The sequence below is a fragment of the Mannheimia sp. genome (assembly GCF_056854775.1).
This window is the reverse complement of sequence record NZ_JBXGGI010000012.1, coordinates 1-10,580: the sequence shown is the minus strand read 5'-3', so window position 1 is coordinate 10,580 and position 10,580 is coordinate 1. Positions and strand designations below refer to the sequence as shown.

Annotated in this window: 7 protein-coding genes; 2 read left to right on the top strand and 5 right to left on the bottom strand. The window is 40.9% G+C overall.

The features are described from left to right. The coding region (gene hemC / locus ACJHV0_RS01005; protein ID WP_483133125.1) for a hydroxymethylbilane synthase at positions 1–886 on the bottom strand (886 nt) is incomplete at its 3' end. A gap of 289 nt (positions 887–1,175) precedes the next feature. Between hemC and adhE the strand changes: the two genes are divergently transcribed. Then, entirely contained in the window at positions 1,176–3,788 is a 2,613-nt protein-coding gene (gene adhE, locus ACJHV0_RS01000) for a bifunctional acetaldehyde-CoA/alcohol dehydrogenase (RefSeq protein WP_483133124.1), read from the top strand. 107 nt (positions 3,789–3,895) lie between these two features. Here the strand turns inward: adhE and ACJHV0_RS00995 are convergent, their stop codons facing one another. From ACJHV0_RS00995 to ACJHV0_RS00980, 4 genes are read right to left on the bottom strand one after another with little or no spacing between them, the layout of a single operon-like run. Further along, positions 3,896–5,290, bottom strand: coding sequence for an efflux transporter outer membrane subunit (locus tag ACJHV0_RS00995; RefSeq protein WP_483133123.1), 1,395 nt, complete (start codon positions 5,288–5,290; stop codon positions 3,896–3,898). Positions 5,291–5,293: 3 nt separating this feature from the next. Further along, positions 5,294–6,418, bottom strand: coding sequence for an ABC transporter permease (locus tag ACJHV0_RS00990; protein ID WP_483133122.1), 1,125 nt, complete (start codon positions 6,416–6,418; stop codon positions 5,294–5,296). Next, positions 6,419–9,154 (bottom strand): ribosome-associated ATPase/putative transporter RbbA, encoded by a 2,736-nt coding sequence (rbbA, locus tag ACJHV0_RS00985; protein ID WP_483133126.1) that lies wholly within the window; start codon positions 9,152–9,154, stop codon positions 6,419–6,421. 3 nt (positions 9,155–9,157) lie between these two features. Beyond that, positions 9,158–10,219 (bottom strand): HlyD family secretion protein, encoded by a 1,062-nt coding sequence (locus ACJHV0_RS00980; RefSeq protein WP_483133121.1) that lies wholly within the window; start codon positions 10,217–10,219, stop codon positions 9,158–9,160. Between the two features lie 142 nt (positions 10,220–10,361). Here ACJHV0_RS00980 and ACJHV0_RS00975 point away from each other — a divergent pair. Beyond that, positions 10,362–10,580, top strand: a 219-nt coding sequence (locus ACJHV0_RS00975; RefSeq protein WP_483133120.1) for a TetR/AcrR family transcriptional regulator, incomplete at its 3' end; no start/stop codon positions are given.

Sequence of the window (10,580 nt, the reverse complement as noted above, 5' to 3'; positions counted from 1 at the left end):
GTGCAAGTAATTGTTCCGCAACGGAAATGCCCAACTGCTCTGCATTTTCTTTATGCCCTTTTGCAGAGGCTCGAATAATCTGCGAACCGTCTAATGCTCCCACTAAAGCATTTAGTGTAATTTCATCACCGTCTAAAGTGGCGAAACCACCTATCGGAACTTGGCAACCACCTTGCAAGCGAGTATTCATCGCTCTCTCAGCCATCACACAACAAGCGGTCGAATTATGCTTTAATTTTGCAACATAATTTAGCACACGCTCATCATTCACTCGGGTTTCAATCCCTACTGCACCTTGACCCGCTGCCGGCAATGATTGTTCCACCGAAAGATAACTACGAATTCTCTCTTGTAATCCTAAACGAATTAACCCGGCAGAAGCCAGAATAATCGCATCGTATTCATTGTTGTCCAATTTGCTTAAACGAGTTCCAACATTACCACGCAGAGATTTCACTTCTAAATGCGGATATTTTGCCATTAACTGACACTGTCGGCGTAAACTTGATGTACCAACAATCGCCCCTTCGGGTAAATCCTCTAAACTATCATATTTATTGGAAACAAAAGCATCACGCGGATCTTCACGCTCACAAATGACCGCCAAACCTAATCCATCAGGAAAACTCATCGGCACATCTTTCATTGAATGCACGGCAATATCGGCTCTGTTTTCCAACAAGGCTAATTCTAACTCTTTAACAAACAAACCTTTTCCGCCAATTTTTGCCAACGGCGTGTCTAAAATCACATCGCCTTTTGTTACCATCGTAACCAGTTCGACAGATAATTGTGGAAAATGTTTTTCCAACTCATTTTTTACAAAATTAGCCTGCCATAAAGCAAGTGGGCTTTGGCGAGTTGCAATGCGTAAAATGTCTTTCATAAGTTCTAAAAATTAAAACAGCATAGTAAATGCTAATTATCCTAACACTTTTTTAGCTTAACTGCCAAAAATAATCGCGGTTTTCTATTTGCGTTTAATCAAAACCCAGGCTTTTTCTTAAAAAATTATTTCCCTATTTTTATAGCATATATACAACTTTAAAAAGTTTGACATAGATCAAATCAATAATAAAACTTTGTGAATTTTTAACGACAAAATAACTCTTTTGGGTAATAATTTCATCAGTTAAAAAAATTATCAAATTTTAAATCTTATGAGGAAACAAACTATGGCTAAAAGCACTCAACCATTTGATGCCCAAGCAGAAGTCAATTCACTTGTCGAAAAAGGCTTAAAAGCACTTGATGAGTTTAGAAAGCTGAATCAAGAGCAGGTCGATTTTATTGTCGCCAAAGCCTCTGTTGCCGCCCTTGATAAGCACGGCATTTTAGCAATGCACGCTTATGAAGAAACAGGACGTGGCGTATTTGAAGACAAAGCCACTAAAAACCTGTTCGCCTGTGAGTATGTTGTCAATAATATGCGACATTTAAAAACAGCAGGGGTAATTAGTGAAGATGATGTATCAGGTATTACCGAAATAGCCGACCCGGTCGGTGTTGTCTGCGGAATTACCCCAACTACTAACCCAACCTCAACCACTATCTTTAAAGCGTTAATCGCCCTCAAAACCCGTAATCCAATCGTTTTTGCTTTCCATCCATCAGCTCAACAATGTTCTGCTCACGCTGCTCAAATTGTACGTGATGCTGCCGTTGCCGCAGGTGCTCCGGAACATTGTGTGCAATGGATTACACAGCCTTCAATGGAAGGCACTTCCGCATTAATGAAACACCCTGGCATTGCTACCATCTTAGCTACTGGTGGTAATGCAATGGTGGAAGCCGCTTACTCTTGCGGTAAACCGGCGTTAGGGGTTGGAGCAGGTAATGTACCCGCTTATGTGGAAAAAACAGCCAAATTAAAACAAGCGGTGTATGACATCGTAATGTCGAAATCGTTCGACAACGGTATGATTTGTGCTTCTGAACAGGCTGCAATTGTCGATAAAGAAATCTACAACGATTTCATCAAAGAAATGCAATCTTACGGCGTTTACTTAGTAAATAAAAAAGAAAAAGCTTTACTTGAAAAATATATCTTCGGTGTTGATAAAGCCAAAGACGAAAACTGCTCAGGGGCAAAACTCAATGCGGCAGTGGTTGGTAAACCAGCAGCGTGGATTGCAGAGCAAGCAGGTTTTAAAGTGCCGGAAAAAACCAATATTTTATTAGCAGAATGTGCTTTTGTAGGTGAAGGCGAGCCACTTACACGTGAAAAACTTTCACCTGTGTTAGCTCTACTCAAATCGAACTCAACTGAACACGGCTTAGAACTTTCTGAAGCAATGGTGAACTTTCACGGTTTAGGACATAGTGCGGCGATCCACACAGAAAACAAAGAGCTTGCTAAAACATTCGGCGAGCGTGTAAAAGCCATTCGTGTGATTTGGAATTCACCGTCTACTTTCGGCGGTATCGGCGATGTGTATAATTCTTTCCTCCCATCGCTCACATTAGGTTGTGGCTCTTACGGCAAAAACTCCGTAGGCAACAACGTGAGTGCAGTGAACTTAATCAACATTAAACGTGTGGGCAGACGGAGAAATAATATGCAATGGTTTAAAGTACCATCAAAAATCTACTTTGAGCGTGATTCAATCCAATATTTAAAATCGATGCACGATGTACATAAAGTGATGATCGTAACCGACCGTTCAATGGTAGATCTCGGCTTTGTGGACAGAATTACCGAGCAACTCCGCCAACGCCGCAATCAAGTAATGATTCAACTTTTCACCGATGTTGAACCGAATCCAAGCCTGCAAACCGTGCAGCGTGGTACAGAATTAATGCGTAGCTTCCAACCGGATACCATTATTGCATTAGGCGGCGGCTCGCCAATGGACGCAGCGAAAATTATGTGGTTATTCTACGAACAACCTGAAGTGGATTTCCGTGATTTAGTGCAAAAATTTATGGATATTCGCAAACGTGCGTTTAAATTCCCACAATTAGGCAGAAAAGCGAAATTTGTTGGTATTCCAACCACTTCCGGTACAGGTTCTGAAGTAACACCATTCGCAGTAATTACTGACGGCGATATTAAATATCCGTTAGCAGATTACTCTTTAACGCCAACCATTGCGATTGTTGATCCTGCATTAGTGATGTCAGTACCGTCTCACGTTGCAGCTGATACCGGCTTAGACGTTTTAACCCACGCAACCGAAGCCTATACCTCGATTTTAGCTAACGACTACACAGATGGTTTGGCGTTACAAGCAATCAAATTAGTGTTTGAAAACTTGGAAAAATCGGTAAAAGAGTTTGACGAAGCTGCTCGTGAAAAAATGCATAATGCCTCTACAATGGCAGGTATGGCATTCGCCAATGCATTCTTAGGTATTTGCCACTCAATGGCACACAAAATTGGTGGTAAATTCCACACAATTCACGGCAGAACCAATGCGATTTTACTGCCACACGTGATTCGCTATAACGGTACTCACCCAACTAAAGTAGCAACTTGGCCAAAATATACTAACTATGTTGCGGATATTCGCTTCCAAGACATTGCAAGAATGCTTGGATTACCGGCTGAAACACCGGAACAAGCAGTTGAATCTTACGCCAAAGCGGTTCACGATTTAGCCGTACGTTGCGGTGTAAAAATGTCATTACGTGAGCAAGGCGTTGATGAGCAAGCATTCTTAGATGCTCGCCGTGAACTTGCCTTACACGCATTTGAAGACCAATGTACGCCGGCAAATCCACGCTTGGCAATGATCGAGGATATGGAAGAGATTATGACAAAAGCCTACTACGGCAAGGCTGAATAATCTTTCACTATGACAGAATGACCGCTTTACAAGCGGTCATTTTTGTTGGCTTTTTTGCAAAAATAACAAAAAGTGCAAAAATAATAAAAAATCTCACCGCTTGTAAGTTATCGCCAGCCTCCGCCAAGTGCTTTATACAAGCTAATTAAATTTAAGGCTTGTGAAAGTTGAGATTGAACCAATTGTTGCTGATAATTCAGCACCGATGTTCTTGCTCTAATCGCCACATCTAAAGTTTTTTCGCCATATTTAAACAGACTTTGTGCATCATTTGCCTGCTTTTGAGCCTGTTTTACCGCATTTTGCAATAACTGGCTTTGCTTACTTAAACTAGCTTGATGTTGATAAGCCGAATCTACCTCGCCAAGTGCTTTTAAGAGACTGTTGTCGTACTCAATCATCGCAGCCTGTAGGCGAGCATCTGAAGCATCAATATTGGCTTGTATTCTGCCATTAGTAAAAATCGGCAGCTTCACGCCAACACTCACTAGGTTCGCTAAAGCCGAAATTGGCGATAGATCATTGTTGATTTTGATATAACCGCCCTGCCCTAAGAACTGGATGTCAAAACGTGGGTAGAGATCTGCTTTCGCACTCGCCAGCTTAGCCGCCATTGCTTCTACCTGACGGGCATTTGCCCTTATATCCGGGCGGCGTTCAATCACTGTACTTGGCATTTGCCCACTTGGGCTATCCGGAATTTTCGCTAATGGATTACCACTTTTGGCAATGCGAAAACCTTGTGGCACTGTACCAATCAATACCGCAATATTACGAGTGAGGGCATCAGCTTGTGATTGTAACATTGATTGTTGAGCCTGTAATGCAGTGATTTGAGCTTTAATTTCACTGATTTCATACGCAGTTGCCTGCCCTGCATTAAAACGCCCTTGAATATAACGCTGTAGTTCATTCAAGATAGCCACATTTTTACGAAGAATTTCTTGTTTCTGCTCAATGGCATAAATTCGGAAATAATTTTCCGCAATACTGCTGGAAACTAAAAGCTGTGCACCATAAACTTGTTCTTGGCGTGCTAACGCTCCTGCTCTTGCAGCATCAGCATCGCTGCGTTTTTTACCAAAAAAATCTGGCTCCCAAGAAGCAGAGATTCCGCCTTGTACCGCTGCTACATCAGAGCGTTTTGGATCAAACAACCCGGTGTCCATATCCATCAGACCTCCACCAACAGAACCACTTGCCCCAATGTTAATCCCTTTATCGGCTTCGGTATATTGGCTGTTGGCTTGAGTTTCCGCTAATCGGGCTTGGGCGAGTTTGATATCAAGGCTGTTGGCTAATCCTTTTTCAATCAAGGCAGTTAATTGCGGATCACTCCAGTTTTTCCACCATTGTTGGATTTCGTTCGCACCTTTAGCTACTTGGGCTTTGTCGAATTCAAGCGGCACTTCAACGGAAGATTTCGTATCGACGCTAATGCTATGACAAGCGGTTAAAAAAGCGGTAAAAATTGCAATTGTTGATAATTTATAAAGGTTCATTTTTTATCCTTGTTTAGATAGCATAGATTTAAATTGCATTAATGCGATGCCTAAAAAAACCGCTCCAAGTAACGCCATTTTCACTAAGTGCAACCACACCAAATCTAAGTCTGCATTGCGAAATAATACATCTTGAGCGTAACTCCCCAAAATTGTCGTGGGCGAGAATTGCGTTAATTGTTGTGCTAATTGAGGCATATTCTCAAGCGGAGAATTTGCCCCTGAAAGCATATACATCACTAAATAAATCGGAATACAGAGTAAGCCAAATTGTGGCATTGTTGGTGCAAATACCGCTAATAAAATGCCAAGTGAAGCAATAGAAAACAGAAAAATTGCCACGCCTAAAATGAAAATCGCAATTTGTTGATTACTTATCGGCGCACCAAGAAAGCCCGACACAATAAATTTTAGTGAAAATAAAGTAACAATTAACAATATCAAACCATTAGCAAGAATTTTTGATACCGCAATTTCACTTGATCGAACAGGCATTACCAATAAATGCTCTATTGTGCCACGTTCTCTTTCTCGAATAACTGCCGAACCTGAAAGCAACAAAGTTAATAAGGTCAAGTTTCCCACAATCTGCCCTACGCCCATGAACCAAGCGCTATCATGATTAGAATTATATAGCACATTGATAGCAGCATTGAATGGCATCGACAACGCATCAGTCCCGATAAAACTCTCAATTTCTTGGCTAAAAATTTGGCTGATGTAATGAGCGCCAATATTTGCTTGCGTCATTGCCGTTGCATCAACCAATAGCTGCACTTTGGGATTTTTTCCAGCTAAAGTATCGCGTTGATAATTGGGTGGAATTTCGACAATAAAGGTATATTGCCCCACGTCCATTGCACGATCAACCGCTTGAGGCTCAATATCTTCTACCGTTTTAAAATAAGGGGGAATTAATGCATCTTTCAAGCGATAAGATAAGGCTGAATGATCGTAATTAACGATTCCCACCGAGCCGTTTTTAACATCGGTCATACCTTGTTTCGCAATAGTGATAACCGCAAAGGAAAACATATAGATAATCAGTAAAACCAATACCTTATCACTAAATAAACTTTTCAACTCTTTAACTGCGAGGAAACCAACATTTTTAAACCAACGGTTCATCTATTTCTCCTGTTTTTTCAACGCAAAAGTTGCTAATGCAAGATAAACGGCGTAAATAACTGCGAGTGCCAAGTAAGGCTGGAGGAAATCGGCAAAGCCAAGTCCTTTAGTAAATCCGCCTAAGCTGATTTGCTGAAACCAAGCTCCCGGGAATATCTTTGAAACCAGCTGCACATTTTCATCTAAACGAGATACAGGATACATCATTCCTGAGAAGTTAATAGTCGGTACAATTGAAATAATTGCGGCAGCAAAAATAGCAGCTACTTGTGATTTCACAAAACTAGAAACTAATAAGCCAAAACCTGTTGAAGCACAAATTGCCAATAACACACCTAAGAACATTGCAGTTATTGAGCCTTTAATCGGCACACCAAATACAAAAATAGCTGCCAGTACCATAATTAAATAGCTGATAAATGAGAGTGCGATATAAGGAAGCTGTTTGCCTAACAAAAACTGAAATTGCGAAGCAGGCGATCCGTAGAGGTTCATAATTGTTCCCATCTCTTTTTCTCTTACCACACTAAGTGCGGTCATCATTGGAGGCACAAGCATCATTGCAAGCATAATAATACCCGGTGTCATCGCAAACACGCTTTTGAAATCTTGGTTATAGATCATTCGAGGCTCTGTTACAGAAGGCATATTCACACTAATGCCATTTTCTCTTAACATTTCCTTTATATATTGTCCGATAACACCCTGTGCAGAGCCTTGTAAATTCTCCGCGGTACTTGGGAAAGCTCCATCAATAAATATACCTACCTCAGGCATTCTTTGGGCTAAAAGATCCCGACCAAAATCAGACGGAATTTCTAGCACTAATTTTACCTTACCCGTTTGCAGGCTGAGGTTTATCTCATCTATCGAATAAATATTGTCTTGCCGAATAAAATAAGGCGAGCCGGAAAAGGCTTCAATCAATTTACGGCTTTCTGAGCTATTATCGTGATCAAGCACGGTAAAATTTAAAGGTTTGATATCAAAAGAAATACTCGATCCCATCGCCAGCAACATTACCAGCGGTCCAAGCAAAGCAAACAGTAAACGTATATTGTCTCTTAACAATTCTTTTCCTTCACGCACGGCAAAAGTCCAGATGACACTCAGCCCATTTGCAAAAAACTGCCGATTTTTGACCGCTTGTAATGAACTATTTGCTTGCTCTTCGTTATCAACCGTCTCTTTTGGAGCAGTTACTTCATCATTTTGCTCTTCTAAATAAATAATAAAGGCTTCTTCAAGTGTTTTCGCATTTTTGCCTAACCTTAATGCTTCAGGTGTGCCAACGCCAAGTACTTTTCCTCGGTGCATAAAAGAAATGCGATCACAACGAGCCGCTTCATTCATAAAGTGGGTGGTAATGAAAATGGTAATACGATCTTCTCTGGAAAGTTTAATTAAATACTCCCAAAACATATCACGAGCTGCCGGATCAACCCCAGAAGTAGGTTCATCTAAAATCAACACTTCAGGTTTATGCAAACAAGCAGCGGCAAGCTGTAAGCGTTGTCGAATGCCAAGTGGTAACGATAAAGGTTTTTCCTCAGCTAAATCGGCAAGGTCAAATTGGTTCATTACATTATTAACATAATGCGACCATTCACTACGCGGAATTTGATAAAGTTTGGCGTGTAGTTCAAGATTTTCTTGTACTGTTAGCTCTTCATAAAGTGAAAATGCTTGCGACATATATCCCACTCGCTTTCGAGTATCGATATTGCTCGCATCAATTGGCTGACCAAGCAATAATGCAGAGCCTTCGGTGGGCTCAAGTAAGCCAGTTAGCATTTTCATTGTAGTGGATTTGCCACAGCCGTTAGAACCTAAAAAGCCGAAAATTTCGCCTTTAGGGATAACGAAGCTCACATTATCTACTGAAACAAAATCGCCGAATTTCTTGGTTAATCCTTCCGCTACAATAACGGGCGGCTCATCTTTTAATGGCTCAAAAGGAGGAATAACCAAGCCATCTACTGCCCCCCGTTTTTCAGGTGGCAATAATTTAATGTAGGCTTGCTCTAAATTTTGGCTATTGGTTTCAGCAATAACAGTTTGAGTGGGTTTATCAACAATTAGCTTACCATCGTCCATTGCCATCACATATTCAAAACCTTCGGCTTCATCAATATAGGCGGTGGCGATAATTACTGTCATCTCTGGTGTTTCAGCACGCAACTCTTCAACTAACTCCCAAAATTGACGGCGTGAAAGCGGATCAACCCCCGTTGTTGGCTCATCTAAAATCAGTAATTCAGGGCTATGCACCAACGCACAGCAAAGGCTGAGTTTTTGCTTCATTCCTCCCGAAAGTTTACCTGCAGCTCTATCGGAAAACGGCAACAGCCCCGTCGCTTTCAACAAACGATGAATCCGAGCTTTTCGCTGGCTTGGAGATAACCCAAACATTCGGGCGTGAAAATCAATATTTTCATAAATGGAAAGAGTAAGGTAGAGATTTTTCCCCAACCCTTGCGGCATAAAGGCTACTTTATGGGTTAAGATGTCTCGGTCTTTCGCTTTTGCTACATCTAAACCAAACACCGAAATCTCTCCCTGCTGAAGAATTTTTACCCCAGCAATCAGCGAGAGCAAAGTTGATTTACCCACACCATCAGGTCCAATCAGCCCAACTGTTCTGCCTTTCGGAATTTCAAGCGAGATATTATCAACCGCCACTGTGTTTTTATAAGTATGGCGAAGATTGCTAATTTTAACCGCAAGTTCAGTCATCATTTATCGGCTCTCTGGAAGTTTTACAGATAATGTTTCAGACCAATCCAAACTGCTATCATATTTCACATAACCCATTGCTGTCATACCGCCCTTGAAAAATCCAACATATTGTTGGGCAATTTCCTCTGGAATTTGTAGCTTCACTTTAAACATTAATTTTGTGCGTTCTTCCAATGTCTCCACCGATTTTGGCGTAAATTGAGCTTCACTCGCTACATAGCCAATGTATGCAGGGAAAACATAGTCTGTGCCATCAATTTTAATGCGGGCTTCTTCACCTATTTTGATATTATTCGACTGATACGCAGGTAAAAATACATTTAAGTAAACATCTTTAGTATCAAGCAAACTCACCACTTTTGCCCCCATACCTACTACATTACCAACATCAACAATGCGATATTCTACTCTGCCTGCAATTGGTGCTTTAATTAACATATCATCATTTTGTGAAGTTGCTTGGTTGGCTGCTGCTTCAGCTTGATTAACCGTTGCTTCTGCTTGAGAAATCACTGCCTTTGCTTGATTAACTGCCGCCTGAGCTTCTGCTCTTACTGCTTTTGCGGTTTCAACTGCCGCTAAAGCTGCTTTATGAGCCGCTTGTCGGCGTTCTAGTTCACTGGCAGAAACTAAGTTTTCACGGCGTAATTTTCTTGCATTATCTAATTCTAATTTAGCAACAGAGACTTGCTGTTGCTGAGCACTCATTTCCGCAGAAGCTCGAGCTACTGCTTCTTCTGCACGTAATTTTTGAGCTTTGGCACTTTCTACTTGAGCTTTCGCAGCGGAAATTTGAGCCTCTGCGGAAGTTACTTGGCTTTGTGATTGCGTAGAAGAAAAGCGTACAAGCGGTTGATTTTTCTCAACGTTTTGCCCCTCTTTAACTAAAATTTCTTCTACTTTTCCTGCATAAAGGGTTGCAACATCTAAACGTTCTAACTCCAAGCGTCCATTTACTGCAACAATCCCTGACAATTCCGTACGCTCACCCTGTATTTGCTGCCACAAATAAGCCCCACCTGCGGCAAAAACAACCAAAGTTGCAATTAATAATTTCTTCATCTTCTATCCTTATCATCAACCTAACTGGTCTGAAGTGTAAAAAAATAGCATTCTATTAGCAACCACCAAAAAACGATAAAATGTTGTCTAATGATACAAAAAACCATAAAATGTTGCTTATTTACAATGGTTAGTGGGAAATATGAAAAAAGAAGATCCTAGAATTACCCGCACAAAAGAGATTATCCACCAAGCTTTCATTACAACGCTTGAAAAGCAAGATTATGATGACATTACGGTGCAAGATATCTTAGATAATGCCAAAATTAACCGATCCACCTTTTATAAGCACTATTTAAATAAAGACCATCTGGCAACCGATATTATCGAAAAACTCAAAAACAAATCTCTTATTCCTCTT

Coding starts and splice junctions, on each gene's coding strand:
- adhE (WP_483133124.1), top strand. CDS start 1,176: ATGGCTAAAAGCACTCAACCATTTGATGCCCAAGCAGAAGTCAATTCA.
- ACJHV0_RS00995 (WP_483133123.1), bottom strand. CDS start 5,290: ATGAACCTTTATAAATTATCAACAATTGCAATTTTTACCGCTTTTTTA.
- ACJHV0_RS00990 (WP_483133122.1), bottom strand. CDS start 6,418: ATGAACCGTTGGTTTAAAAATGTTGGTTTCCTCGCAGTTAAAGAGTTG.
- rbbA (WP_483133126.1), bottom strand. CDS start 9,154: ATGACTGAACTTGCGGTTAAAATTAGCAATCTTCGCCATACTTATAAA.
- ACJHV0_RS00980 (WP_483133121.1), bottom strand. CDS start 10,219: ATGAAGAAATTATTAATTGCAACTTTGGTTGTTTTTGCCGCAGGTGGG.